Origin of the sequence: Erythrobacter sp. A6_0 (genome assembly GCF_017744235.1) — a bacterium.
GTDB lineage: Bacteria > Pseudomonadota > Alphaproteobacteria > Sphingomonadales > Sphingomonadaceae > Qipengyuania.
This window is the reverse complement of the sequence record NZ_JAGHQR010000003.1, coordinates 257,795-283,587: the sequence shown is the minus strand read 5'-3', so window position 1 is coordinate 283,587 and position 25,793 is coordinate 257,795. Positions and strand designations below refer to the sequence as shown.

The following is a 25,793-nucleotide window of genomic DNA, read 5'->3' as shown; positions in this document are numbered from 1 at the left end:
AACCCGCCTCCGCTGGGGCGAGTTTTTGTGTTTCGAAGCCACCTCCGTGGCTTCGTCCTCGGTGCTGTTACTCCCTTCGGTCGGGCACCTGCCGGGCGGGCGCGTGCCCTTGCGGTCCGCTGGTCGCGGACCGGACCATTCCAGGCCCAAAGGCTTGGTCGCGGAGCACGGGCCGTAGGCCCGCAAGCGCGACCGCGCGTCCGCAGCGCCGATAGGCGCGAGGATTTCGCATCCCGGCGGGGATGCGGAACACAAACATAATAACGACTCGCAACAAACCGTTTTCGGTTGAAATCGGACCGCATTGCTCCGATTTGGCCAGCATGCGCCTCAGCAATCTCGCCGACTATGCCGTCGTCACCATGCACGCCGCCGCGCGTCATTGCGGTGGCGGGCGGACGAGTGCGGCGGAATTGGCGACGGAAACCGGGCTTCCGGTCCCCACCGTGCAGAAGCTCGTCAGCAAATTGAGCGCGGCGGGTTTGCTGCGTTCGGTGCGCGGGGCGGGTGGCGGATTGCAGCTCGCGCGACCGGCCGCCGCGATCAGTGTTGCCGACATCGTCGAGGCGGTGGAAGGCCCGATCGCTCTGACCGCCTGCGTCGAAGGGCAGGATTGCACGATCGGCCAGGATTGTAGCCTGCGCCCCCACTGGCCCGTCATCAACGGCGCCCTGCGCGGCGCGCTCGCCGGAATACCGCTCACCCAATTGGCCGACGCGCCCGCTCCCCACGCGCCCAAGACACACGCTCCGAAAGAACTGGCATGACCGATACCGTAGACCTTCAGGAACCCGTTCAGGATCAGGACGCCCGCGATGCCGCGGCGCGCGCCGCCGAATACGAATTCGGCTGGCATTCGGATATCGACACCGAATTCGCGCCCAAGGGCCTGAACGAAGACACCGTCAAATATATCTCCGCCAAGAAGAAAGAGCCCGAATGGATGCTCGACTGGCGGCTTAAGGCCTTCCGGCTGTGGAAGGACATGGAAGAGCCGGACTGGGCGAAGCTCGGCTATCCCGAGATCGACTATCAGGACGCCTATTATTACGCCGAGCCCAAGGCCAAGCCGAAGTTGGAATCGCTCGACGAGCTCGATCCCGACATCAAAGCGGTCTACGACAAGCTCGGCATCCCGATCGCGGAGCAGGAAGTGCTGGCGGGCGTCGAAGGCGCGCGCAAGGTCGCGGTGGACGCCGTTTTCGACAGCGTCAGCGTCGCCACCACCTTCCGCAAGGAGCTGGAAGCGGCAGGCGTCATCTTCCGCTCCATCAGCGAAGCGATCCGCGAATATCCCGAGCTGGTGAAGAAGTGGCTCGGCAAGGTGGTGCCGCAGCGCGACAATTACTTCGCGACCTTGAACAGCGCGGTCTTTTCGGACGGCACCTTCGTCTACATCCCCGAAGGCGTGCGCTGCCCGATGGAGCTCAGCACCTATTTCCGCATCAATGCGGAAAACACCGGCCAGTTCGAGCGCACGCTGATCGTGGCGGAGAAGGGTAGCTATGTCAGCTATCTCGAAGGCTGCACCGCGCCGATGCGCGACGAGAACCAGCTGCACGCCGCCGTCGTGGAACTGGTCGCGCTGGACGATGCGGAGATCAAGTATTCGACCGTCCAGAACTGGTATCCCGGCAATGCGGAAGGCAAGGGCGGGATCTACAATTTCGTCACCAAGCGGGGCCTCTGCCAAGGTGCGCGGTCCAAGATCAGCTGGACCCAGGTCGAAACCGGTTCCGCCGTCACGTGGAAATATCCCAGCTGCGTCCTCAATGGCGAGGACAGCGTGGGCGAATTCTACTCGGTCGCGGTGACGAACAATCACCAGCAGGCCGACACCGGCACCAAGATGATCCACAACGGGCGCGGTTCGCGCTCGACCATCATCTCCAAGGGGATTTCGGCGGGCAAGTCGAACAACACCTATCGCGGCCTCGTGCGCGTGGCCGCCAATGCCGACAATGTCCGCAACCGCACCGAATGCGACAGCCTGCTGCTGGGCGACCAATGCGGCGCGCACACCGTGCCCTATATCGAGGTCAAGAATCCCAGCGCCCAGATCGAGCACGAGGCGACCACGTCGAAGATTTCGGACGACCAGCTGTTCTACGCCCAGCAACGCGGCTTGGGCGAGGAAGAGGCGATCGCGCTGATCGTCAACGGCTTCGCCAAGGAAGTGATGAAGCAGTTGCCGATGGAATTCGCGGTGGAAGCGCAGAAGCTGCTGGCGATTTCGCTCGAGGGGAGTGTGGGGTGATGTTTCTTTTGCTTATGAGTGTCCTGGGTATGGCCCAAGCCGCCACCGTTTCGACGGTAGAGGAAATAGAAGAGACGGAGAGCAGCATCGTCACCGTCTCGCGCTCGCTGGACGTTCCCGACGAGATCGTGCCCGCGGTGATGCCGTATATGATGTGTGTCACTGCCAAGCAGTACGATACGGTACAATCCGACGGCGAGCCCGTCGATCTTACTGATCAGCCGGAAAACTGCGATCAATTGCGGACCGATGCCGTCGAGTACGGAGCCGATTTGTATCGAAAGCATGGCGTCGGCGACAATGAAGAGAACAGAAGGAATCGCGTTTTAGCATTTTTGGATGAGTTCGACGATTTCCAGGCTCCTTACATAGCTCCGATGGCTGAACCGGTGACGGAACAGGACTGATGCCGGAGACCGACCGCAAAACCCTCCAGCTTCGCGAACCGTCGGAAACCGACGACACCGCTCCCGCGCTCAAGAAGAAGGGCCGTGGGTGGGAGATTTCGGACAAGCGGCTCGACGTCCTGCACGAACAGGCGCGCGAGCTGCGGCGCCATTCCTCCGAAGCGCACAAGGCGCTCGCCGAGAAGTTCGCCAAGGCGGATATGGGCCGCTATACCTTCAAGCGCTTCGCCGTGGTCGGCAGCGCGATCGTGGACTTCAACTGCCACAATCTCGGCATGGCGATCATGATCGACGAGGAGGGCGCGGATGAAGCGCTGGCGAAACGTCGCGACAAGAGCCTCGAATCGGTCGGCATCCGCGTCATGCGGATCGCCGCCTCCGACATCCTGACGGATATCGACAGCGTGCTCCAGCGCATCACGCTCGGCATGCGCAGCCGCATTGCCGACAAGAAAGAGGCCGCGCGCGCCCATGCCGCGGCCAATCCCAACCAGCATTATTCGCGGCCCCGCAAACCGGGCCCGCATCGCGACCAGACGAGATAACAGACATGCTCGAAATCAAAGACCTCCACGCCGAAATAGACGGCAAGCAAATCCTCAACGGCCTCTCGCTCAGCGTGAATGCGGGCGAGGTCCATGCCATCATGGGCCCCAATGGCGCGGGCAAGTCGACGCTCGCCTATGTGCTCGGCGGAAGGCCGGGATACGAAGTGACCGGCGGCAGCGTGACATTCGCGGGCGAAGACCTGCTCGATCTGGATCCGCACGAGCGCGCGGCGGCGGGACTCTTCATCGGCTTCCAGTATCCGGTCGAAATCCCCGGCGTCTCCAATGTCCAGTTCCTGCGCGAGGCGCTCAACGCCCAGCGTCAGGCGCGCGAGGAAGAGCCGCTGTCGGGCGGCGAATTCCTGAAGCATGCCAAGGAACAGGCGGCTCTGCTCAAGCTCGACATGGAAATGCTCAAGCGGCAGGTGAATGTCGGCTTTTCGGGCGGCGAGAAGAAGCGCGCCGAAATGGTCCAGATGGGCATTCTCGACCCGAAACTGGCCGTTCTGGACGAGACCGATAGCGGGCTCGACATCGATGCGCTGAAGACCGTGGGGAACGGGATCAACGCGATCATGCGCAAGCCCGACAAGGGCGTGCTGCTGATCACGCATTACCAGCGCCTGCTCGATTACGTGAAGCCGGACTTCGTCCATATCCTGTCGCAGGGGCGGATCGTGAAGACGGGCGATGCCGACCTGTCGCAGCGGCTTGAGGCCGAAGGCTATGACGCGGTGATGGCGGAGGCGGCGTGAGCGAAGCGATCATCCTCCCGACGCGGAAAGACGAAGCCTGGCGCTATTCGAACACGGACGCGCTTGCAGGCATGGACCTCGGCACGTTCGACCAATGGCGCGATATCGACGTGGCCGAAGGCGAGACCTTTCGCGACACCATCGTTATCGCCGATGAAGGCGATGCGGTCAGCGACGCCACCGAACTGCGCCGCCTGCGCATCAACGTGCGCAAGAATGCCACCTGCGAGATATTCGGCGTGATCGCCTCGGGCCGGTTGGGCCGGGTCGAAATGGTCGTGTTGGTCGAAGAAGGCGGGCACTTCGAATTCGGCGGCGTCACGCTCGGCGGGCGCGACACGACGCGCGAATTCGTCACCCGCATCGCGCACGATCACCCGAACGCCACCAGCAACCAGGTGGTGCGCGGCGTCCATTGGGGGCAAGGCACCGGCAATTTTCTCGGCCGGATCGACGTCGCGCGCGATGCGCAGAAGGTCGATGCCAAGCAGGACTTCAAGGGCCTGCTCTTGGAGAAGGGCGCGAGCGTGAACTCGGTCCCCCAGCTCGAAATTTATGCCGACGATGTGAAATGCGCCCACGGCGCCACGGTCGGCCAATTGGACGAACAGGCGCGCTATTACATGGCGGCGCGCGGCCTGCCGCCCGAAACCGCGCGCAAGCTGCTGGTCCGCGCCTTTCTCGGCGATGCCTTCGTGGCTCTGGAGGATGAGGAAGAGAGCGAGCGCCTGATGGATGTCGCGCTGGGCAAGCTGGACAAGCATCTGTGAGCGCCAGCCAAACTTCTCCGCTCGTGTCGAGCGAAGTCGAGACACGTCCAGACAAGGGCCTCTCGACTGCGCTCGAGGCGAACGGTGTGCGGGCCGATTTTCCGGGCCTCTTCACCGCCAATGGCAAGCCATGGCATTATCTCGATACCGCCGCGTCGTCGCAAAAGCCGCAAAAGGTGATCGACGCGATGTCGCGCGCGCTAGGTGCGGATTACGCGACCGTGCATCGCGGCGTCTATGGCCGCAGTGCGCAGATGACGCTGGGTTACGAAGCGGCGCGGCGGCGCGTGGCGGATTTCATCGGCGCGGATAGCGAGGACGAAGTGGTCTTCGTGCGCGGTGCGACCGAGGGGATCAACCTTGTCGCCCAGAGCTGGGGAATGGCAAACCTGCGCGAGGGCGACCGGATCGTCCTCTCCATGCTGGAACATCATTCCAATATCGTGCCATGGCAGATGATCGCGGAGCGGACCGGTGCCGTCATCGACGTCTGCCCGCTGACTGAGGATGGGCGGATCGATCTCGGCGCGCTGGAGGATATCCTGACTCCGCGCACGAAGATCGTCTCGCTGGCGCATGTCTCGAACGTGCTCGGATCGGTGCTGGACGCGCGCGCCGCCGCCGATCTGGCGCATTCCGTGGGTGCGAAACTGCTGCTCGACGGGTGCCAGAGCGCGCCGCGCATGGCGCTCGACATGACAGCGCTGGGCTGCGATTTCTATGTTTTCTCCGGCCACAAGCTTTACGGGCCGACCGGGATCGGCGTGTTGTGGGGCCGCAAGGACCTGCTCGAAGCTATGCCGCCCTGGCAGGGTGGCGGCGCGATGATCGAAAAGGTCGAATTCGCGCGCAGCACCTATGCCCCGCCGCCGCAGCGTTTCGAGGCGGGCACGCCGATGATCACCGAAGCGATCGCGCTGCATGCCGCCATCGACTATGTCGCCGAACAGGGGCCGGACAGACTGTTCGCGCACGAAGCCGCGCTGGCGAAGACGCTGCGCGAGGAATTGCGCACACTCAATTCGGTCACTCTGTTCGGGCCTGAGGAAAGCGCGGGAATTGTCTCTTTTGCCATCGAAGGGGTTCATCCGCACGATCTCGGCACCATATTGGACGAAGAAGACGTCGCGATCCGGGCCGGGCATCACTGCGCGCAGCCCCTGATGGAGCATCTGGGCGTACCCGCCACCGCGCGGGCGAGTTTCGGCCTCTATTCCGACGATAGCGACATTGCCGCACTTCTTCGCGGTATCGATCGCACTCTCAAGATTTTCGCGTGAGACCAGATATGAGCACCACCGACACCGATCAGGACCAGGATTTCATTGCGGCCCCCTCGCCGACCGAACAGATTGTGGCGCCCTCGCCGACGGAGCAGGTCGTCGCGCCTTCGAAACCGCCGCGCGCACGTGTTTCGGACGCCGTAGATCCCGAGGAAAGCGCCGGCGCCAAGCTGGAGCGCAAGCGCGACTATCTCGAAGGCTTTCTCCAGAAGAAGCCCGAAGGCGCGAATGCGGGCGAACCGGGCGGCGAGCTGTATGAGAAGGTGATCGCGGCGTTGAAGGAAATCTACGATCCGGAAATCCCGGTCAATATCTACGATCTCGGCCTGATCTACGGAGTCGAGGTGGGGCCCGAAAGCGACGTGATCGTCACCATGACGCTGACGACGCCGCACTGCCCGGTGGCCGAAAGCATGCCGGGCGAAGTCGAACTGCGCGCCGCCAGCGTGCCCGGCGTGCGCGATGCCGAAGTGAATTTGGTCTGGGATCCGCCGTGGAGCCCGGAAAAGATGACCGACGAAGCGCGCCTCGAACTGGGAATGCTATGACCGAGACGAAAACCCGCCCGATGCCCAAGGCCGCCGTCATCCTCACCGAAGCGGCCGAACAGCGCGTCGCCGATCTGATGGCGCGCGCGCCCGACGACGCGATCGGCGTCAAGCTGTCGACCCCGCGCCGGGGCTGTTCGGGCCTCGCCTATTCGGTCGATTACGTCAGCGAGGAAGCGAAGTTCGACGAGAAGATCGAAACCCCCGGCGGCACCTTTTACATCGACGGGGCGAGCGTGCTCTATCTCGTCGGTAGCACGATGGACTGGCGCGAGGACGATTTCACCGCCGGTTTCGTGTTCGAAAATCCCAACGCCAAGGGTGCCTGCGGCTGCGGCGAAAGCTTCATGGTGTAAGCGCGCAACAGCGCTTCAACGCCTGAGCGCGGTCACGCAAGCGGCGCGGTCCACGTCCAGCCCGTCGCTTGCCCGGCGGGCATCGATATAGGTGGCGGTCGGCTCCGCGCCCTGGGTCAGCGGATAGAGATAGACGTCGAGGACGCAGGCCTGTCCGGTGAATTGCAGCTTCACAGCATCGCCTTCGCGCACTTGCAGGCGGGGCGGACCGAACAGATTGGCGAGTGCGCTCGCATTGCTTCCGATCACGCCTTCGAGGCCGGGCATATTCATCACCCGCGGGGGGATGAAAGCGCCGGGCTGGGTGCCAGGTGTCGGCTGCGGCACTGTCATCGGCGGCGGGCTGGTGGGCCGGGGACGCTGTGTCTCGGATGGCGTTCCGGTCGTGCCCGCAGGCGGGGTCGCGACGCAGCCCGAAAGGGCGAGGCCCAAAAAGACGGCGGGCATCGCCATATGAGAAAATTCAAACCGGCGCATGGCGCGGCCTCCCATGGATCAGATGCGTGGCGCTCGCCGCGCCGACAACCGGGGCGAGCAGGTTGAGAAACGGAATGGCGAGTAGCGCCGCCACGATACCGCCCAGGACAAAGCGCGTGATCGCGCCGATGGCCGGGCCGCTATCGCTTCCGCGCGGAGAATGACGCAGCGCCACCATTTCGGTCAGTTCGCGTCCCAGAAGCAGCGCGTTGACGAACCAGAACAACAGCGCGGTGCCGATGCCCGTTACCAGCAGCACCAGCGCGAAGGGCAGGGCGATCAGGTTGAACAGGATCGCGCGCCCTGCGCCGCGTACGCCATTGGCGATGTCTTCGCGCAAGGGCAGCGTCCGCGCGGCTGCCGCGGCTTGCGGATAATGGCGCGCCTCGACCGCCTGGACGATCTCGTCCGCGAAAAGCTGGATCACGGCCAGCGCGACCACGCGAAACAGGAACCACGCCGCCAGCAGGCCGAGCACCAGAGCGACCAAACCTGCCAATCCATCGCTGTAATCGGCAGGGAGATTAGCGACGATCCAGTCCTCGATCACCGCATCGAGCGCCCACCACAGGGCCGCGCCGAGCCCTGCGAAAATCGCCAGCGTCAGGCCTGCGGACTTCGCGAGCACGCGCAGGATCGCGCGGTCGCCGAGCTGGGCGATCGACAGGGCGAGGGCCCGGGGTAGGCTCGTCATTGCAGGCTCGTCATCAGCGGCGCGGAGTGGAAGAGGCGTAGCGCCAAGTCAATCGCGCCCTTGGCCTCGATCCGCCGAACCGCTAACCGCGCGCGATACGATGAATTTTCTCGCTGGAGCATCCATGACCGATACCGCCACCCCGACCCAATACGACGTCATCGCCATTGGCAACGCCATCGTCGACGTAATGGCCCCGTGCGAAGACGCGCTGATCGGCGAACTCGGCCTCAACAAGGGCGGGATGACGCTGGTCGATACCGAACGGGCCGACGAATTGTATGGCGCGATGGGCCCTGCAAAGGAAATCTCCGGCGGATCGGCGGCGAACACGCTGGCGGGCATGGCGGCCTTGGGCGCGAAATGCGCTTTCGTGGGCCAGGTGGCGGACGATCAGCTGGGCGAAGTCTTCACGCACGACATCCGCGCCATCGGCGTCGATTACGAGACGCCCTCTCGCCCTGCCGAGGGCAGCGAGGACAGCCTGCCCACCGCGCGCTGCCTCATCTTCGTGACGCCCGATGGGGAGCGGACGATGAACACGTTTCTGGGCGCGACTCAGTACCTGCCCGCCGAAGCGCTCGACGACGATCTGATCGCCAGCGCGGGCATCCTCTATCTCGAAGGTTATCTCTGGGATCCGGAAGAGCCGCGCCGCGCCATGCGCCGCGCCATCGAGGTTGCGCGCAAAGCGGGCCGCAAGGTCGCCTTCACGGCCAGCGAAAGCTTCGTGATCGATCGCCACGGCGACGATTTCCGCGCGCTGATCGACGAAGGACAGATCGACATCCTGTTCGTCAATGAAACCGAGCTGGCCACGCTGACGGGCGAGGCTGATTTCGACGCAGGCCTCGCCAGTCTCAGCGGCAAGATCCCCACCGTCGTCGCGACGCGCAGCGCCAAAGGCGCAGTCGCCGTGCAGGGGGAAACCCGCGCGGAAGTCCCTGCCGAACCGGTCGACAAGGTGGTCGACACCACGGGTGCGGGCGACCTCTTCGCGGCAGGCTTCCTCACCGGCCATGCGCGCGGCGAGAGCCTTGAAACCTGCCTCACCATGGGCGCGGTCTGCGCGGCGGAAATCATCTCGCATTACGGCGCGCGCAGCGAAGCCGATCTGAAGGCGCTGGTGGCGAAGCGGCTCGGGTAAGCTCTCGCTCGCAGACCTTGACCGGCACACCCTCACCATGACCGACTTCACCGTCACGATAAACACCCTCTACGTGGTGCTGTTCGGGACGGCTGTCATGTGCGTGGCGGCCCTGCTCGCCGGGATGCGGCGCAAGCGCGCGCTTGCCTGGCTGTTCGGGTCGATCGCGATCGGGACGCTCCAGGTCTGGACGATCGGCCTGTCGCGCGGGCCCCTGTTCGACATGGCGAGCGCCACGCTGCTGGTCCCGCTGGCGCTGATCGGCTTCGCCCAGGCGCTGCGCCAGGTCTATCGCCAGCCCTACGGCTATTGGCGCTGGCGCAGCGCGGCTTTCGGCCTGCTGATCGCCGCTTTTGCCGGGACCGTTCTCGAAGTCCCGTATGTGCTCGCTTACGCCGCGATGGTGAGCGGTTTCGCGATGATCGAATGCGAGCTTGCCTATCGCGTATGGAAGGTGAGCCGCAAACGTTGGCTGGATTGGGCCCTCCTCGCCGTTCTGATGGGCGTGGTGGCGGTGGAAGCGAGCCGACTTGTCGTGGTCCCGTCGATTCTTGGCCTCGACATGGGCTTTGCCGAGCTGCGCACTTCGGATGTCGATCGCACCTATCTCGTCGTATTGGGCGCGCTCGAACTGCTGGCCATCGTGCTGATAATCGTGCGCGTGGCGGCCTGGGCGCTGGCGGATATCCGCTTCCGGGCTGAGCGCGATTACCTCACCGGGCTCTACAATCGCGGGACGTTCGAATATCTCGCGCTCGATTCGATCCGGCGCGAACCGGGCGTGCTGATCCTCGCCGATCTCGACCATTTCAAGCGCATCAACGACCGCTACGGCCACGATATGGGCGATGGGGCGATCTGCGTCTTCGCAGACGTGCTGGAAAAGGCGACCGAGCGGCGCAGCGTGTGCGGGCGGATCGGCGGAGAAGAATTCGCGCTGCACCTGCCGCTGGCGACGCTGCAGGATGCGGCCGACATCGCAGAGCGGCTGCGCGGGAGCTTCGCCCAAGCCTGCCGCGAAAGCCTTTCGGTCGAAGAGGATCTGAGCGCGAGCATGGGCTGCGCCGAACATGCGGCGGGCGAGGATCTGTCCGCGATCATGCAGCGCGCCGACGAAGCGCTGTATCGCGCCAAGGAAAAAGGGCGCAACCGTGTCGAACTGGCGGAACGGTTGGCGGCCTGACGCTGCGGCGCCCGGTCAGCCGCGTTCGCGCCGCACCTCGCGCTGGCCGATATCGCGGCGGCAGAAACCTTCGGGGAAATCCACCGCGTCGACCGCGCGATAGGCCGCGGCCTGAGCCTCGCTGGCGGTCCCTCCGAGGGCGGTCACGTTGAGGACGCGGCCGCCATTGGCGGTCAGGGTTTCGCCGTCGCGGGCCGTGCCTGCGTGAAACACCTTGGCCTCATGCGCTTCCGATTCGCCAAGGTCGATCGTGCCGCCCTTTTTGGGTGTGCCGGGATAGCCTTCGGCCGCCATCACCACCGTCAGCGCGAAATCCTTGCTGAAGCGCGGCGGTTCGATCTCCCCCAGCCGCCCTTCGGCGCAGGCGAGCATGATCTCGCCGAGATCGCTGTCCAGCCGCATCATCAGCACCTGACATTCGGGATCGCCGAAACGGACATTGTATTCGATCAGCTGCGGGCCTTCGCTCGTCAGCATCAGCCCGGCATAGAGCACGCCCGAAAACGGGGTGCCCGCCTCGCGCATCGCTGTCACGGTCGGCTCGATGATGGTGCGCATGGCCTGCTCCTGCAGATCGGCGCTCAGCACCGGGGCGGGCGAATACGCGCCCATCCCGCCGGTGTTCGGCCCCAGATCGCCTTCGCCCACGCGCTTGTGATCCTGCGCGGTGCCGAAGGGGACGATGTGAGTGCCATCGGTCAGCGCGAAGAAGCTCGCTTCCTCGCCCGTCAGGAATTGTTCGATCACGACTTCCGCGCCCGCCCCAAGCGCATTGTGGCCGAACTTGCCCTCGAACATGTCCGACAGCGCGTGCTGCGCATCCTCGCGCGTTTCCGCGATCACCACGCCCTTGCCCGCGGCCAGCCCGTCGGCCTTCAGGACGAAGGGCGGATCGAAGCGTTTGAGCGCGCCCCAGGCCGCCTCCAGCGAGGTCGCGCGGATATAGCGCGCGGTGGGAATATCGGCCCGCTCGCACAGATCCTTGGTGAAACCCTTGCTCCCTTCGAGCTGCGCGGCGGCTTTCGACGGGCCGAACACCGGAACGCCGGCATCGCGCAAGGTATCGGCAAGCCCTTCGACCAGCGGAACTTCCGGGCCGACGACCACGAGGCCGATCCCATTCTCGGCGCAGAAGGTCTTCACCGCTTCCTGGTCGCCTATGTCGAGGGCGACGAGCTGCGCATGATCCGCTATCCCCGGATTGCCCGGCGCGGCGAACAGCGTGTCGCCTTCGCCAGCCAGCAGCCGGGATTGCGCCAGCTTCCATGCCAGCGCATGTTCGCGCCCGCCCGAGCCAAGCAACAGGATATTCATGGCCGATTACCTCTCAGACGATAAAACTGACGGCGGGCTGGTAGCGCGGCAGGCGGACGGCGACAACGCCCAGGCCTATTCGATCAGCGAGATATCGAATCTGTTGAAGCGGACCGTGGAGGATCGGTTCGGCTTCGTGCGGCTGCGCGGCGAATTGTCGGGCGTGAAGCGCGCGGCTTCCGGCCATCTCTATTGCGCGCTGAAGGACGAGAAAGCCGTGATCGACGGCGTGATGTGGCGGGGCAATACCCAGCGCCTCCCCTTCAAGCCGGAAGACGGGCTGGAAGTCGTCGCGACGGGCAAGCTGACGACCTATCCCGGACGCTCGAAATACCAGATCGTGATCGAGCGGATGGAACTGGCGGGCGAGGGTGCGCTGCTGGCGCTGCTCGAAAAAACGCGCGCGCGATTGGCGGCGGAGGGTCTGTTCGACGAGCGACGCAAGCGCCCGCTTCCCTTCCTCCCGCGCACGATCGGCGTGGTGACATCGCCCACCGGCGCGGTGATTCGCGACATTCTGCACCGGCTGGCGGACCGGTTTCCCAGCCGCGTGATCGTCTGGCCGGTGCTGGTGCAGGGGCAGGGCGCTGCCGAACAGGTTGCAAGGGCGGTGCAGGGCTTTTCCGGCATGGATGCAGGCGATCCGAACCGGCCCGATCTCGTCATCGTGGCGCGCGGGGGAGGCTCGATCGAGGATCTGTGGAGCTTCAACGAGGAGATCGTGGTCCGCGCCATCGCCGAATCGACAATCCCCACGATCAGCGCGGTCGGGCACGAGACCGACACCACGCTCGCCGATTTCGCCGCCGATGTCCGCGCGCCGACGCCGACCGCGGCTGCGGAACGCGCCGTGCCGGTAAAGGCGGACCTTGCCGCCATGCTCGCCGATCTCGGCCATCGCCAACGACAATGCGCTGCGCGTCCGGTCTCGTTGGGACGTGAGCGGCTCGAGGCGCGCGTACAGCGCATGCCGAAGCTGGAAGCGCTGCTGCAGCCCAAGGCGCAAAGGCTGGATGAGGCAGGCGAGCGTTTGCGGCGCGGCCTGCTCGACCGCGCGGCGGCGGGGCGACAGCGGCTAGGCGAATTGCGGCTGACTCCGTCGGTGTTGCAGAGAAACCTGCGCGATGCGGAACGCGATCTTGCCGCGCCGCGGTTGGCGCCCGCGCTGGTCGAGCGCCGTATAAGCGATTCGCGCGAGAGACTGGCGGGCACGGTGCGCGTGATGCGTTCGCTCGATCCCGATGCCGTGCTGGCGCGCGGCTATGTCCGGGTAACGGGCGCGGACGGCAAAACGCTGACGGACCGCTCGGATGCGGCGAAGGAAGCCGTGCTGACGCTGAAATTCCGCGACGGCGATCTGGCGGCCGTTCCCGCAGGATCGCCCGCCTCCGCCCCTTCCGCGGCGCCCGCCAGGCGTCCCAAGCGCCGAACCGCCGCTCCGCCCGGGCAGGAGGATTTGTTCGGATGAGCGCGGCTTGCTAGGGAGCGGTCCATGTTGATGTCATCCCGAGATCGAAGCGGCGGCGGCGAAGCCCGGCTGCATTACGGCCCCAACGGCTTTCGCGTCCTGCGCGCGGGCACCCACGTGTTCTGCGCGGTCAGCGGACAGGCGATCCCGCTGGAAGAGCTGCGCTATTGGAGCGTCCACCACCAGGAAGCCTATGCCAGCGCCGAAATGGCGACCAAGCGGATGGCGGGTGAATGAAAAGGCGGTGCGGATCGTGACCATCACGAGGCGTGGGCGCGGGTCGCTTGCGGCTGCTGTTACTGCGATTGCGCTGGCCGGGTGCGTGGCAAGCGAGAACGCTCCGCCCGTTACGGAAACGGTCCAGCCGGTGCGGGTCACGCCCACGCCGTCTCCTACACCTTCGCCGCCTCCATCTCCAACGCCTGCGCCGAAGCCCACCCGCGCTCCGGTCTTCACCTTCGACGGCGAACTGACGCAAGGCGGCTGGATTCGCGGCACCGCTCCGGGCAATACGGTGTCGGCCAAGCTCGACGATCAGGAGCTGATCCTCGACGAGGAGGGGCGCTTCTTCGCCGCTTTCGATCGCGATGCGGGAACGCAGGCGAAGCTCACTGCCACTCTGGCCGACGGGCGCGTGATCGCCAGCCCGGTCACGGTCTCCCCGCGCGACTGGAATATCGAGCGCGTGAATGTCGCGCGCACGCCCGGCGGCGCTTCGCAAGCCTTCATGGCGCGGCGCAATCCCGAATTGGAAGCCATCTATCTCTCGCGCCAGAAGCGTACGGGGGCAGAAGGGTGGCGACAGAATTTCGTCTGGCCGGTCAAGGGGCGGATTTCCGGTCGCTTCGGATCGCAGCGCATCTATCGCGGGGAGCCGGGCAGCTACCATTCCGGCCTCGACATCGCGCAGCCGACCGGCACGCCCTTCGTCGCGCCGGCAGATGGCGTGGTGGTGCTGGCGGTCGAGGATTACTCGCTCGAAGGGCAATTGCTCATCATCGACCACGGGCAGGGGCTCAACAGCGCCTTCCTGCACTGTTCGCGCATTCTGGTGCGTGAGGGCGAGCGGGTCACGCAAGGCCAGCATATCGGCGATGTCGGCGCGTCCGGGCGCGCCACCGGGCCGCATCTCCATTGGGGGCTCACCTGGCACGGCGCACGGCTCGATCCGCTGCTCTTCGTCGACCGCTAGGGAAGCCGGTTGCGCCCCCTGCGCGCCTTCCTCGCCGTGGCCGTGGCGCTCGGTCTGGCACCGGGAACGGTGTGGCGCAGCGACGTGCGCCCGATCGATCCGGGCGCGGCCATCGTGTTCACGCCCGCGGATATCGCACCGGACGCACGGCGGCAGGGGCCTCTGCTGCTGACCGGGGCGTGGGCGCTGTCGAGCATGAGTCGCGGCCTCGGCGGGTATTCGGCGCTGATCGCGCGCAGCGACGGCTCGTTGTTGGCGGCCAGCGATGCGGGCGGGTTGCTGGCGATCGAGCGTCCGGGGACGCGGGCGATGGAGGCACGCTTCCTCGCTATTACCGGCAGTGCCGAAAGGGACAAGCGCGACGCGGATGCGGAGGCCATGGCCCACGATCCGGCAAGCGGGCGGATCTGGGCAGCCTATGAGGGCAGCAATGCGATCGAGGCGCTCACGCCCGATCTGGCGCCGATCAGCCGTGTCGAACCCGCAGCCATGGCCGATTGGCGCTCGAACTCCGGCCCCGAATCCTTTGCGCGGCTGGCGGACGGGCGCTTCGTCGCGATCGCCGAGGTCGTGCGCGCGGGCGAGACGTTTAATCGTGGTGTCGTTTTCCCCGACGATCCCACCGCAGGCGCGAAGGGCGAGGAGTTCCGCTTCGCTGCGCCCGAAGGGTTTCGTCCCGTCGATATGACGCAAGTGCCGTCGGGCGAGGTAATGGTTCTGCTCCGCCGGATCGAATGGGCCATCCCCCCGCGTTTCGTCAACGCTATCGTGCGGCTCGATCCGGCAGGTCTCGAACCGGGCACCGTCTGGCGGCCCGAAGAGATGCTGTCTCTGCCGCGTGGTATGCCGAACGACAATTTCGAAGGGATTGCAGCGACCGGACCGGCTGATGGCAAGGCTGGGGGAGAGTCCATCCTCTGGCTGATTTCGGACGACAATTTCTCCGCATTCCAGCGTTCGCTGCTGGTGCGCATTGTCTATTCCGGCCCGGCGCAGACACGCGAAAAGGCGCCCGGAAGCTCCGAGCGCCCTTTACGCAGTCGCTAAGTCAGAAAAGCGAACGGCGCCTCAGGCGGCCGCGGCGGTCGCCTTCTTGAGCTCGCGCTTCACCTTGAGCGCGCGATCCGACAGCTTGGTGTCGCTGGTCTTCATCAGCCAGTTGTCGAGCCCGCCATTGTGCTCGACCGAGCGCAGGCCGTGCGTCGAAACGCGGAACTTGAAGCTGCGATCCAGCTTCTCGCTCATCAGCGTGACGTTCTGCAGATTCGGCAGGAAGACCTTCTTGGTCTTGTTGTTGGCGTGGCTCACATTGTGGCCGACCTGGCGGCCCTTGCCCGTCAGTTCGCAGATGCGCGACATGATCAAATCTCTCGTTCGAATGGATGCGTGCGGAAACTGGCCCGCAGGCGATCAAATAACACCGGTATCCCCGGAAAGCCGCGCGCATAGCCAGCGCATGGCGAATCGTCAAGCGTTTGCCGGGCGCGGGCCGACGAGCTAGGCACCGGTCACGATGAGCGAATGGCCGACCCCCGAACCGATGGCAAGGGCCCTGGCGCTCGCGCGCGAGGCGGCACGGGCGGGTGAAGTCCCGGTCGGCGCGGTGGTGATCCATCGCGGGCAGGTGATCGGCGAAGGTCGCAATGCGCCGCGCCGCGATCACGATCCGACCGCCCATGCGGAGATCGTCGCCATCCGCGCGGCGGCGCAGAAGCTCGGCAACGAGCGGCTCACCGATTGCGATCTGTGGGTCACGCTGGAACCGTGCGCGATGTGCGCGGGCGCGATAGCCCATGCCCGGATCGCGAAGCTCTACTACGCAGCCAGCGATCCCAAGGGCGGCGCGGTCGAACATGGCGCGCGCGTGTTCGACCAGCCGCAATGCCTCCATCGGCCCGAAGTCTATGCGGGGATCGGCGAGAGCGAGGCAGGCGCGATGTTGCGGGAATTCTTTCGCGCGCGGCGCTGAGCAGCGCCGACGGCTAGAGCCCGCGCCAAATTTTGACCTCCGAATCGTCCGCCGGGCCGAGCCGCTGGCGATCGCAGGGCGTCGGCAAGAAGCGCCGGTCGTAGCAGAGCCGCAATTCTTCCAGCCATCCGCGTTCGTTCAGCTTGATGCCCACCGCATCGGTACGCCAACCGCGATTGGCGGCGACGAACCAGTCGCGCACATCGCCCGCGCTGAGATCGGGTTTGCGCGAGAGGCGGTCGAAATCGGGCCAGCGCAGCGAATCGAACAGGATGTTGCTGACGCGGTAATAGGTTTGCGGCTGGCGCGTCATGCAGGCGCCGTGCTTGGCCCATTGCCGGGCGACGAGGCGCGTGGACGGACTGCGGCAGAGCTGGCGTGCGACGGTCTGCGCCGAAGGGCGTGCGCGTGTGGCGCACCATTGCGGCCAGCTGCGCGCACCATCGGGCCACAGGCCGTGAAGGACGAAGCCGAATCGCCCCGCGTGGCCCGAACATTGCCGCGCCTGCCCGCGATCGTTCTCGCGCATGCGGCAGAATTCGGGCGACCAGCTCAGCGCCAGCGTATAGCCGGTGACGGGCGCGCTACGTGCCGGCCCGTCGCGTTCGATCGCGGGAACGCTCGCCGTGCGCGGCAGGGAACACTGATAGGCCTGAGCCGATAGCGGCGCGGCAAGCAGCAGCGAACCGGCGAGGCAGACAGCGCGCAAGAATCGCGAGCCGGACCTACTCCGTGCGAGATCCGTCATCGTCGCTCTTCGCAGCCAGCCACGCGGTCGCCTCGGGCTGAAACAGGAAATAGAGCGAGGCGATTACCATCAAGGAGCTGATTATTCCGAAGATCAGATTCAGCGAGGCGATCTCCCCACTGGCCAGCGCCGTCCCCAGCGACAGCAGGCCCCATGCGACGAACAGCACGATGATCCATTTGACGAAGCCGATCCGCAAAACGGACACCAGAAACCACAACGCGACATTGATCGCCACGCCGACCAGCATACTACCGATCAGCAATCCGTTCGCAGCGCCTTCCAGTCCGCCCGCGGCAAGCTCCGCATTGGCCTGGTCGGCGATCGCTCCGTAATTCAGCGCAAAGCCCAGCAGGCCAACGGCCACCGAGCCGAGATAAAGCCAGTCGAATTTTTTGATTGCTGCCGGTTTCATGCGTTTTGCCCTCCCCTTCGGACCGCAGTGATGGCGCGATTTTACAGGGGCGTAAAGTCGAGACCGATATCGGCGGCGGGTGCGCTTTGGGTGAGGCGGCCGACAGAGACGTAATCGACGCCCGTCGCCGCTTTGGCGCGGATCGTGTCGAGCGCGATGCCGCCGCTCGCTTCGGTGGGAACGCGACCCGCCACGAGCGAGACCGCTTCGCGCAGCGTGGGCGGCTCCATATTGTCGAGCAGCAGCCGGGTCGCGCCAGCCTCCAGCGCAGGTTCGATCTGGTCGATCCGGTCGACCTCGCAGATGATCTCGGAAACGCCCGCATCGACCGCGCGGCGCACCGCCTCGCCCACGCTGCCTGCGACGAGGACGTGGTTGTCCTTGATCATGGCCGCATCCCACAGCCCCATGCGGTGATTGGACCCGCCGCCCATCCGAACCGCGTATTTTTCGAGCAGGCGCAGGCCCGGAATGGTCTTGCGCGTGTCGAGCAGAGTGCAGTCGGGATTGTCCATCGCCGCGACGTATTCGGCCACCATCGTGGCGATGCCGGAAAGGTGCTGGACGGTATTGAGAGCGCTGCGCTCCGCCGTCAGCATGGCGCGGGCATTGCCGGTCAGCCGCATCAGATCGGTGCCGGGCGCGACCGCCGCGCCTTCTTCGACAAGGATCGCGATCTCCATTTCGGGGTCGAGCGCACGGAAGAACGCGGCGGCCACCGGCAAGCCCGCCACGCGGATCGGATCGCGACTGTCCATCACGCCCGAAAAGCGCGCCTCGGCGGGAATCACGCTTTCACTGGTAACGTCGCGCCCGCCATCGGGCAGGCATTCGCCCAGATCTTCCGCCAGCGTCTCGCGCACGAAACGGTCGAGGTCGAAACCGGGCAGGCTCCAGTCGGGAAGGCTCATTCGGTTTCTCCTTCGGGGACCGGATCGGGATGTTTCACCACGCCGCGCTGTTCGCTCATGATCGCCCAGCCGGTCAGGAACAGGCCTGCCAGCAGCGGACCGACGACGATCCCGCTGAGGCCCAGCGTGGCGATGCCGCCCAGCGTGGTCAGCAACACGACCCAATCGGGAATGCCCGTGTCGCGGCCCACCAGAATCGGACGAAGGATATTGTCCGCCATTCCGATCACGCCGACGCCCGATCCGATCACGACTGCCGTCTGCCAGTATTCGCCGATCGCGGCGAGATAGACGGCGACCGGAATCCATACGATGGCCGGACCGAGCGCAGGCAGCAGCGAGAAGATCGCCATCAGCACGCCGAACAGCGCAGCGGCGGGCATGCCGACGATCGCGAAGGTGATCGCGCCGAGCGCGCCTTGGACCATTCCGACGACGACCGAACCCTTGATCGTGGCGCGCACGACGACTGCGAACCGCTCTGCCAGCGCATGCGCCGTCTTGGGTTCGAGGGGGAGCGCATCGCGGATCGCCGGGCCGATCCGCTGCCCGTCGCGCAGGAGGAAATAGAGGACGTAGAGCCCGACGCCGAGCGACAGCACGAACGAGAACGCGCTGCCCCCGATGGACAGTGCCGATCGTCCGGCGATCACCAGCGCTTCCTCGGTGAATTCGGACACGCGCTGCTGCAACACGCGGAAATCGCCGTAACCGGCGCCGTCGATCATGCGCTGCCAGCTGAAGGGGAGCGCATCGTGGACCCGGTCGAAGGCGGCGGCGGGGTCGATCTGCTGGCTCTGTATCGCCAGATAAAGCCGCGTCGCCTGCTCGATCACGATATTGCCGATCCAGATTGCCGGCACGATCACCACGGCAAAGATGATCAGAAGAGTAAGGATCGCCGCGCGATTGCTCCCGCCCAGATTGCGCTGCAGGGTCAGGAACAGCGGCTGGAAGATGATCGCGGCGAGCGCGGCCCACAGGATCGCGGAGGCAAACGGCCAGGATACCCAGATCAGGCCGACGGTCACGAGCGCGAGGAAGAGGATAAATCCGCCGCGCTCTATGCGCGGACGATGCGCATGACTGCGCCGCGCCATGTCGTCGCTCATGCGGTCTGCCCCCCGAATCGCGCGGTTATCAATGGACGAAACGCGCGACGACATCGCGATAGCTGCGGCTGACCTTCACTTCGGCGCCCGATTCGAGGACGAGGAAGCATTCGCCATTGGTGTGCGGCTTCACCTGCCGGACCTGGTCCAGATTGACGATGGTCGAACGGTGGACGCGCTGGAACTTGCGCGGGTCGAGGCGGCGTTCGAGATCCTTCATCGTTTCGCGCAGGATCAGCGAATTGTCGCCGGTATAGATGCACATGTAATCGCCCGCGGCCTCGATATGCTCGATCGTGCCGACTTCGACGCGGAAGATCTGGCCGCGATCCTTGACGTTGATAAGCTTTTCATACCGCCCGGCGGCATCCGCGTCCTCGCCGGTGAATTCCTCGGCCGCTTCTGGCGCGACCTCCGATAGCACGTTCATCAGCTTTTCGGCCTCTTCGGAGGATTTCTTCTCCGACAGGCGCACGCGGACGCGCTCGATCGTGTCGGCCAGTTTGTCCTCGTCCACCGGCTTCATCAGGTAATTGACCGCATTGGCCTCGAACGCTCGGATGGCGTGTTCCTGAAAGGCGGTGACGAACACGAACAGCGGCGGATCGATTTCCATCACCCCCTGCACCACCGAAAACCCGTCGAAACCGGGCATCTGGATGTCGAGGAAGACGAGATCGGGCTTCTGCGTCTTGATCGCGCGGATCGCTTCGCGCCCGTTCTGGCAGGTGTCGATCACCTCGACGTCCTCGAACGGTTCCAGGCGAACCTGGAGGCCTTGAATGGCGAGTTTCTCGTCGTCGACGATGAGCGTGCGGATGGTCATGCTGGGGAGGCTTTCTCAGGGGGCAGGGCAGAAACCGATGAGGGGGGTATCGGTTGCCGCGCCTGCGGTGTGGAAGTGGATTTGGAAGCGGAGGGCGCGGAGTCTTCCGCGGCTTCGTAGGGAATCTCGATCATGACGGTGAAACCGCCGCTGTCGGGAGAGCGGATTTCGAAGCGATGGTCCTCGCCATAGGCCTGGGCCAGCCGGTCGCGGATATTGGCAAGGCCCACTCCGGTCGAGGTGGTGCGGCGCGAGCGTTCGAGCATTCCATCGGGAATGCCGCCGGGACTACCGGTTTCCGGGCGCACGGTGTGATGGATGCCCGGCCCTGTATCGGTGACCGTTACGCGCAGGCGGCTGCCCGCGATCTGGGCGACCAGCGATATCGTCGCGCCTTCTTCCTGCGGCGATACGCCGTATTTGATTGCGTTTTCGACCAGCGGTTGCAGCAGCATCGACGGGATGCAGGCATCGCTCGCGCCCGGTTCGATGCGAAAATCGGTCTGCAACCGATCCTCGAACCGCATCCGTTCGATATCGAGATAGAGTTTCAGCATCTCCACCTCCTGCTCCACCGTCACCTTGCCGCCCGGTTCGCTGACGAGCGTATGACGCAGGAAGCTGGACAGGCGCGTCAGCATCGCATTGGCGGGCGCGGTCTGTTTCAGCAGCACCAGTGTGCTGATCGAATTCAGCGTGTTGAACAGAAAATGGGGGTTCAGCTGATAGCGCAGCATGGCGAGCTGCGCGCTGGTGGCCTGCATTTCCAGCCGCTCCAGCCGATCGGCCTGTTCCTCGACCTGGAGGAAGTAATTGATCGCGAAATACAGCGCCGACCACGCGCCCAGCAGCGTCAGCGGCCAGATCAGAAAGCCGATATAGAGCGCGACGAAATCGCCATCGAAACTGGCGCGGGTAAGGCTGGTGACCCATGCGATGATGAAAGTGAAGATGCCCACGCCCACGAACAGGACCAGCACGGTCGACGCCCAGGTGACGAGCGGACGGACCGAGATCAGCCGCTGGTAGATGACCGAAAGGACGAGGCTGATCGAAAAGCCCGTTACCGCCTCGATCGCGACATTGACCAGGAAGCTCCAATCCTGCCCGCCCACCAGACCCGTGATCGCGCGCAAGAGAAACGCACCGCCCCAGCCCGCGCTCTGGAGCGTCCAGAACGCGCGGTTCTTGTCCGCGAAGAACGGGGTCGGCTGGATGGGCAGGACGGCCATTATGCCCTCGCTTTAGACCATTTGCCGCAAGGCTGACCAGCCGCAAGCCTGCGCCTTTCCAGCCGGAGCGAGCGAGAGATGCGGCGGAAGCGGTCGAAAGGGCGCTTCTTGCCGTGCCGGAACCGATCCGAAACACAGTGGCGGCCAGCCGGACGCATAAGGCGACAGCCGAATTCCCCCTAGTCCGGTATCGCCATCCGCACGAACCGCCGCGACCAGTCCGCCTCGCCATCCTCGGCCAGCGCGGCTTCCAGCGTCGCGATCTCCGCTTCGATGAATTCGACGCGTTCGTCCCAACCGTCATGGCTGCGATCGCGCAGCAGGCCGCCGCCATATTTCGGACCCCAGCGCGTCATGAAGCGAGCTGCGGCGCGCGGATCGTAACCGGCATTGTAAAGCAACCACGGCATCATCCGGTCGGCATCGCGCTCGGTCAGGCGGACGAGGCCCTGGCTGCGTCCAACCCTGTCGAACATCTTTCGATGGCCGAGAAGATTGTGCGCCAGTTCGTGCGCGACTGCGGCGGCGAACTGGTCTTCGGGATAGGAGAATCCGGCGAAACCGCGACCGAAGATGACGCGGCTGCCATCCGCGACGGCGCGCTTGCCTCCGTCCAGCACTTCGAAGCGGCTGGGGCAGGCGGGCACGCCGGTCACGGTCGCTTCTCTCGGCAACTCGCCCTTGGCGACCCAGCCGATCCGGATCGGGCCTTGCGCCAGCGCCTCGTCCAGCGAGGCGTTGATGTCCACCATCCGCTCCCAGCGCGGATCGCTCGGCGGATATGTCTCGGCGAGGAGAGCGCCGTTCAGATGGAGCAAGCCGGCATTGCGCGTAAGGCCCGCTGCGACTGCGGGCGATTCCGGCGCCAGCGCCTGGACCGCGATATCGCCGGCCAGATCCAGTTCGGCCCGCACCCGATCGGGCTTTCCGTAGGCAGCGGCATCGTGGAACAGCGCGCCGATCGCGGGCCGGGCATCGGCGCAATAAGGGGCGTTCGCCGTCACGAGCTTCCAGCCGATGCGGAAGAGCTGGATATCGCGCGCCTGCAACGCCTCGATCTCGGTCAGCTTGTCGGCTTGCGCGCGAGCGGGTGCCGCCCCGACCAGTCCGAGAGCCAAAACGATCGCTGCGGCAAACCGCATCAGCTCTTGTCCGCCGTGCCGGTGTCCTGCGCCAGCGCATCGGCCAGTGCGTCATACCCCACCGCGCCTTCCAGCACGCGCCCGCCCGCGACCCAGCTCGGCGTGCCGGAAAAGCCCAGCTGGCGAGCAAAACCCATCGTGCGGGCGAGTTCGGCGGTTACTGCATCGCTTGCAGCGTCGGTGCGAGCGCGTTGCAGGTCCAGTCCCGCCTGTCGCGCGGCCTGCTCTACCGTCTCGGGAGTCGGTGGGCCGAGCGCGAACATGGCCTTGTAGAAAGCTGGATATTTGCCCTGCATCGCTGCGGCGAGGGCCATGCGCGCGGCCTCTTCGCTGCCCTCGAAGATCGGCCATTCGCGCACCACCACCTTCACTTGTGGATCCTCGGCGATCAGCCGGGCGATGTCCGGCTCGCTCGCCTTGCAATAAGTGCAGCCGTAATCGGTGAACTTGACCAGCGTGCGCGTGCCTTCGGGATTGCCGAGCACTGCGCCGGGGAAGGGTTCGGTGACTTCGTCCGCCACGCTAGCCAGCCGATCCTGGGCCTGCTGCGCCTGGAAGGCTTCGGCCATTTCCGGCAGAATGTCCGGATTGGCGACGAGATAGCTGCGCGTCTGCGAATGGCCCAGCCCGGTAACGGACCAGAGCGCCGCCCCGGCAAAACCGGCCACCAGCGCGATCAGCGCCGTCAGGAAATATTGCCGCATAAATTCTTGGCCCCTCAGCGCTTGTCCATCTGCTGTTCCAGCAGCGCGCGCGCCTGCATGCCGACATCCTGCGCGCGCAGCCAGTCCGGCGATCCGTTCGGCAGGCCCGCCTCCGCCGCCTGCGCGCTGCGCAGCGCCATCGCGTACTGGCGGCTCATCACCTGTTGTTCCGCGCTGGCGAGGCGCGCGCGGGGCAGATCGCCGCGCGCCGCATAGACCATGCCGAGCTGATACCAGGCGAACGGATTGTACCGATCCCGCGCCACCGAAGCGCGCAGCACCTGCTCCGCCTCTTCGAAATGGTCTTTATCCTCGGTCGCGATCAAAGCGTGGCCGAACATCGAAGAGATCAGCGGATCGGCCAGCGTCAGTTCGGTCGCCTTGCGCAGCGGTTCGAGCGCTTCTTCCGGGCGCCCCGATTCGAGCAGCACCTGCCCCTTCAGTTCGAGGAAATAGGGATCGTCCGGCGCACTTGCGAGCAGCGATTCGGTTTCGGACAGAGCGCGATCGACCTGCGCGGACTTATGATAGGCATAGGCGCGGGCATAGCGCGCGGGCAGGGTCTGGTCGGTCTGCGGATAATCGCGCAAGGTGTAGCGCGGCTCCGCGATATAGCCTTTCAGCTTGGCCTTCACCCGCGCGAACTCGCTCTCCCATTCGGAATTGAGCGGCGCATCCCAGGCCGGGTCTTTTTCATACACGCCGCGCAAAGTCGCGATGCGATCGCCCGAAAGCGGGTGCGTGCGCGTGAACGCCGCATCGTCGGACTGGCTGTAGCCATAGCGGTATTCGCGGTTCTGCAATTTGCCGAAGAAGCTCAGCGATCCGCGCCCGGAAATCCCGGCATCGGACAGATATTGGGCGCCCGCCATGTCGGCGCTGCTTTCCTGCACGCGAGTGAAGGCTAGGAACTGGCCCAGCGCCGCCCGCTGCCCCATCATCATCGCCGCCATTGCGGCTTCCCCCGCCCCGGCCAGCGCGGCACCGATCCCGGCGAGAAGGGAGAGCAGGGTTATCCCGCTCGCCGCCTTCATGCCCTCGCCGTAGCGCACGATGTGGCCGCCGGTGATATGGCCCAATTCGTGCGCGATAACGCCCTGGACTTCATTGGCGGTGTCCGCCGCATCGATCAGGCCGGAATGGATATAGACCGCCTGCCCGCCCGCCACGAAGGCGTTGATACTGGGATCGTTGATCAGGACGATATCGACATTGCCGGGTTCGAGCCCGGCGGCTTCCACCAGCGGTTCCGAAATGTCGCGCAGGAACGCTTCGGTCTCCGCATCGCGCAGGATCGACTGGGCGGCGACGGGCTGCGCGCTCGCGAGCGTGAGCGCGACGAAGGCGAGCAGGAAGGAGAGAGCGCGCATGGCGAGCGTGCTAGCGGGTTTTGCCCTGAACCGGAACTGAAGCCTGCCCTTGCGGCCCCGTGCGGTTCGCCACGAAGGCGAGAATCGGATCGAGCACCTTGTGGCCCTGCGCGAAGGGTTTGGAGAGGCCCATCACGATCCCGGCATGGCTCATCACGTCGAATTCGATCAGCTCGACCGCGCCGCCAACCGCTTCGATGGCGGCGGCCAGATTGCGCGCATTATAGGGGCGCACGGTCTCGTCGGCGGTTCCGTGCATCAGCAGGAGCGGGGGCGCACCGGCGAGCGTTTCGCGTGTGGCATAGGCGATCGGCTGAGTGATGCGTCCGTCGGCGACATGGCCGAAGGCGTTCTTCGAGGATTCGGTGTCGAAGGGATAGAAATCCGCCGGACCCGCCAGGCTGACGATGCCTGCAACGCTGTCGCGCGGGACGCCCGCCGCGCGCAGGAATTGCGGATCGAGGCCGAGCATAAGGACATTATACGCGCCTGCGGAATGGCCGATCAGGACCGCGCGCCCGGCATCGACATTCGTCTCGCCCGCATGGCTGCGCACCCAGGCAAGGCCGTTCGCGCTGTCCTCCAGCATGGCGGGATAGCGCCCTTCCGGCACCAGCCGATAGCCGACCACCGCGGTGGCAATTCCCCGCTCTCCCAGACTGCGCGCGACGAAGCGATAATCCTCCGGCGCGCCCGAATTCCAGCCGCCGCCATGGATGAACACGGCGAGTGGGAAGCCGCCCGCGGGCGCTTCGCCTTCCGGCACCCAGATTTCGGCCCGCTGCGCTTCGGCGGGACCGTAGCTGCCCCGTGCCGCCAGTTCGACATTGCGATCGCGAGGAAAGCGCGCGTCGATCCAATCGAGCGTACCTGCCGATCCCGCCGCCAAGGCCCAACGCCACAGGGCAAAGCCCGCCAGCGCCAGCAGCGCGATCACGATCAGGGTCCAGCCCATCTTTCCCGGT

At 65.4% G+C, this 25,793-nt stretch carries 30 protein-coding genes; 16 read left to right on the top strand and 14 right to left on the bottom strand.

What is annotated here, in order from left to right; translation table 11 throughout:
• The first annotated feature begins 323 nt into the window (after positions 1 to 323).
• The 9 genes from J7347_RS10200 to J7347_RS10160 all read left to right on the top strand — a co-directional run bounded on the left by J7347_RS10200 (position 324) and on the right by J7347_RS10160 (position 6,924).
• On the top strand, positions 324 to 767 hold the full coding sequence (locus J7347_RS10200; RefSeq protein ID WP_209161939.1) for an SUF system Fe-S cluster assembly regulator: 444 nt from the start codon (positions 324 to 326) through the stop codon (positions 765 to 767).
• Positions 764 to 2,257: a Fe-S cluster assembly protein SufB gene (gene sufB / locus J7347_RS10195; protein ID WP_209161938.1), complete on the top strand. Its 1,494-nt coding sequence runs from the start codon at positions 764 to 766 to the stop codon at positions 2,255 to 2,257. Before J7347_RS10200 ends, sufB begins: the two co-directional genes overlap by 4 nt.
• Entirely contained in the window at positions 2,254 to 2,664 is a 411-nt protein-coding gene (locus J7347_RS10190) for a hypothetical protein (protein WP_209161937.1), read from the top strand. Before sufB ends, J7347_RS10190 begins: the two co-directional genes overlap by 4 nt.
• On the top strand, positions 2,664 to 3,209 hold the full coding sequence (locus J7347_RS10185) for a DUF559 domain-containing protein (RefSeq protein WP_209161936.1): 546 nt from the start codon (positions 2,664 to 2,666) through the stop codon (positions 3,207 to 3,209). Before J7347_RS10190 ends, J7347_RS10185 begins: the two co-directional genes overlap by 1 nt.
• A gap of 5 nt (positions 3,210 to 3,214) precedes the next feature.
• On the top strand, positions 3,215 to 3,967 hold the full coding sequence (gene sufC, locus J7347_RS10180; protein ID WP_209161935.1) for a Fe-S cluster assembly ATPase SufC: 753 nt from the start codon (positions 3,215 to 3,217) through the stop codon (positions 3,965 to 3,967).
• The gene (locus J7347_RS10175) at positions 3,964 to 4,737 is read left to right on the top strand and encodes a SufD family Fe-S cluster assembly protein (RefSeq protein WP_209161934.1); all 774 of its coding nucleotides are present in this window, start codon (positions 3,964 to 3,966) and stop codon (positions 4,735 to 4,737) included. The genes sufC and J7347_RS10175 overlap by 4 nt, the downstream gene beginning before the upstream one ends.
• An 86-nt stretch (positions 4,738 to 4,823) precedes the next feature.
• The gene (locus J7347_RS10170; protein WP_348521611.1) at positions 4,824 to 6,017 is read left to right on the top strand and encodes a cysteine desulfurase; all 1,194 of its coding nucleotides are present in this window, start codon (positions 4,824 to 4,826) and stop codon (positions 6,015 to 6,017) included.
• 8 nt (positions 6,018 to 6,025) lie between these two features.
• Positions 6,026 to 6,568: an SUF system Fe-S cluster assembly protein gene (locus J7347_RS10165; RefSeq protein ID WP_209161933.1), complete on the top strand. Its 543-nt coding sequence runs from the start codon at positions 6,026 to 6,028 to the stop codon at positions 6,566 to 6,568.
• Positions 6,565 to 6,924: an iron-sulfur cluster assembly accessory protein gene (locus J7347_RS10160; protein WP_067682978.1), complete on the top strand. Its 360-nt coding sequence runs from the start codon at positions 6,565 to 6,567 to the stop codon at positions 6,922 to 6,924. The genes J7347_RS10165 and J7347_RS10160 overlap by 4 nt, the downstream gene beginning before the upstream one ends.
• A gap of 15 nt (positions 6,925 to 6,939) precedes the next feature.
• On the opposite strand, the gene J7347_RS10155 is transcribed toward J7347_RS10160, so the two are convergent.
• Both J7347_RS10155 and J7347_RS10150 read right to left on the bottom strand, forming a co-directional pair.
• Positions 6,940 to 7,377 (bottom strand): hypothetical protein, encoded by a 438-nt coding sequence (locus J7347_RS10155; RefSeq protein ID WP_067683141.1) that lies wholly within the window; start codon positions 7,375 to 7,377, stop codon positions 6,940 to 6,942.
• Between the two features lie 10 nt (positions 7,378 to 7,387).
• Positions 7,388 to 8,095, bottom strand: coding sequence for an EI24 domain-containing protein (locus J7347_RS10150; RefSeq protein ID WP_209161932.1), 708 nt, complete (start codon positions 8,093 to 8,095; stop codon positions 7,388 to 7,390).
• Positions 8,096 to 8,219: 124 nt separating this feature from the next.
• Here J7347_RS10150 and J7347_RS10145 point away from each other — a divergent pair, with 124 nt between their 5' ends.
• Together J7347_RS10145 and J7347_RS10140 are read left to right on the top strand one after the other, a co-directional pair.
• On the top strand, positions 8,220 to 9,242 hold the full coding sequence (locus J7347_RS10145; protein WP_209161931.1) for an adenosine kinase: 1,023 nt from the start codon (positions 8,220 to 8,222) through the stop codon (positions 9,240 to 9,242).
• Positions 9,243 to 9,279: 37 nt separating this feature from the next.
• A complete protein-coding gene (locus J7347_RS10140) occupies positions 9,280 to 10,425 on the top strand; it encodes a GGDEF domain-containing protein (RefSeq protein WP_209161930.1) in 1,146 nt (381 codons plus the stop codon).
• Positions 10,426 to 10,440: 15 nt separating this feature from the next.
• On the opposite strand, the gene purD is transcribed toward J7347_RS10140, so the two are convergent.
• On the bottom strand, positions 10,441 to 11,739 hold the full coding sequence (gene purD / locus J7347_RS10135; RefSeq protein ID WP_209161929.1) for a phosphoribosylamine--glycine ligase: 1,299 nt from the start codon (positions 11,737 to 11,739) through the stop codon (positions 10,441 to 10,443).
• Here purD and xseA point away from each other — a divergent pair.
• From xseA to J7347_RS10115, 4 genes are read left to right on the top strand one after another with little or no spacing between them, the layout of a single operon-like run.
• Positions 11,738 to 13,207, top strand: coding sequence for an exodeoxyribonuclease VII large subunit (xseA, locus tag J7347_RS10130; protein WP_209161928.1), 1,470 nt, complete (start codon positions 11,738 to 11,740; stop codon positions 13,205 to 13,207). The genes purD and xseA overlap by 2 nt on opposite strands.
• A gap of 24 nt (positions 13,208 to 13,231) precedes the next feature.
• Positions 13,232 to 13,444, top strand: a complete 213-nt coding sequence (locus J7347_RS10125; RefSeq protein WP_067682986.1) for a DUF2093 domain-containing protein — start codon at positions 13,232 to 13,234, stop codon at positions 13,442 to 13,444.
• 16 nt (positions 13,445 to 13,460) lie between these two features.
• Positions 13,461 to 14,399, top strand: coding sequence for a M23 family metallopeptidase (locus tag J7347_RS10120; protein ID WP_348521603.1), 939 nt, complete (start codon positions 13,461 to 13,463; stop codon positions 14,397 to 14,399).
• A 9-nt stretch (positions 14,400 to 14,408) separates the two neighbouring features.
• The gene (locus J7347_RS10115) at positions 14,409 to 15,446 is read left to right on the top strand and encodes an esterase-like activity of phytase family protein (protein WP_209161926.1); all 1,038 of its coding nucleotides are present in this window, start codon (positions 14,409 to 14,411) and stop codon (positions 15,444 to 15,446) included.
• 21 nt (positions 15,447 to 15,467) lie between these two features.
• Here the strand turns inward: J7347_RS10115 and rpmB are convergent, their stop codons facing one another.
• A complete protein-coding gene (gene rpmB, locus J7347_RS10110; RefSeq protein WP_067682990.1) occupies positions 15,468 to 15,758 on the bottom strand; it encodes a 50S ribosomal protein L28 in 291 nt (96 codons plus the stop codon).
• Positions 15,759 to 15,912: 154 nt separating this feature from the next.
• Between rpmB and tadA the strand changes: the two genes are divergently transcribed.
• Positions 15,913 to 16,368: a tRNA adenosine(34) deaminase TadA gene (tadA, locus tag J7347_RS10105; RefSeq protein ID WP_067682992.1), complete on the top strand. Its 456-nt coding sequence runs from the start codon at positions 15,913 to 15,915 to the stop codon at positions 16,366 to 16,368.
• 13 nt (positions 16,369 to 16,381) lie between these two features.
• Here tadA and J7347_RS10100 read toward each other — a convergent pair whose 3' ends face one another.
• From J7347_RS10100 to J7347_RS10055, 10 genes are all read right to left on the bottom strand, one after another.
• On the bottom strand, positions 16,382 to 17,077 hold the full coding sequence (locus tag J7347_RS10100) for a ribonuclease T (protein ID WP_245173995.1): 696 nt from the start codon (positions 17,075 to 17,077) through the stop codon (positions 16,382 to 16,384).
• 16 nt (positions 17,078 to 17,093) lie between these two features.
• The gene (locus J7347_RS10095) at positions 17,094 to 17,531 is read right to left on the bottom strand and encodes a hypothetical protein (protein ID WP_209161924.1); all 438 of its coding nucleotides are present in this window, start codon (positions 17,529 to 17,531) and stop codon (positions 17,094 to 17,096) included.
• A 41-nt stretch (positions 17,532 to 17,572) separates the two neighbouring features.
• Complete coding sequence (nadC, locus tag J7347_RS10090) at positions 17,573 to 18,442, bottom strand: carboxylating nicotinate-nucleotide diphosphorylase (RefSeq protein WP_209161923.1); 870 nt, start codon at positions 18,440 to 18,442, stop codon at positions 17,573 to 17,575.
• Entirely contained in the window at positions 18,439 to 19,554 is a 1,116-nt protein-coding gene (locus tag J7347_RS10085) for an AI-2E family transporter (protein WP_245173994.1), read from the bottom strand. Before J7347_RS10085 ends, nadC begins: the two co-directional genes overlap by 4 nt.
• A gap of 28 nt (positions 19,555 to 19,582) precedes the next feature.
• Positions 19,583 to 20,380, bottom strand: a complete 798-nt coding sequence (locus tag J7347_RS10080; protein ID WP_067683002.1) for a LytTR family DNA-binding domain-containing protein — start codon at positions 20,378 to 20,380, stop codon at positions 19,583 to 19,585.
• Positions 20,377 to 21,612, bottom strand: coding sequence for a histidine kinase (locus J7347_RS10075; RefSeq protein WP_209161922.1), 1,236 nt, complete (start codon positions 21,610 to 21,612; stop codon positions 20,377 to 20,379). Before J7347_RS10075 ends, J7347_RS10080 begins: the two co-directional genes overlap by 4 nt.
• A 179-nt stretch (positions 21,613 to 21,791) precedes the next feature.
• Positions 21,792 to 22,754, bottom strand: a complete 963-nt coding sequence (locus J7347_RS10070; protein WP_209161921.1) for a hypothetical protein — start codon at positions 22,752 to 22,754, stop codon at positions 21,792 to 21,794.
• Complete coding sequence (locus J7347_RS10065; protein ID WP_209161920.1) at positions 22,754 to 23,458, bottom strand: DsbA family protein; 705 nt, start codon at positions 23,456 to 23,458, stop codon at positions 22,754 to 22,756. Before J7347_RS10065 ends, J7347_RS10070 begins: the two co-directional genes overlap by 1 nt.
• A 14-nt stretch (positions 23,459 to 23,472) precedes the next feature.
• Positions 23,473 to 24,828, bottom strand: coding sequence for a M48 family metalloprotease (locus tag J7347_RS10060; protein ID WP_067683010.1), 1,356 nt, complete (start codon positions 24,826 to 24,828; stop codon positions 23,473 to 23,475).
• Between the two features lie 10 nt (positions 24,829 to 24,838).
• On the bottom strand, positions 24,839 to 25,783 hold the full coding sequence (locus tag J7347_RS10055; protein ID WP_209161919.1) for an alpha/beta hydrolase: 945 nt from the start codon (positions 25,781 to 25,783) through the stop codon (positions 24,839 to 24,841).
• Positions 25,784 to 25,793 lie beyond the last annotated feature (10 nt).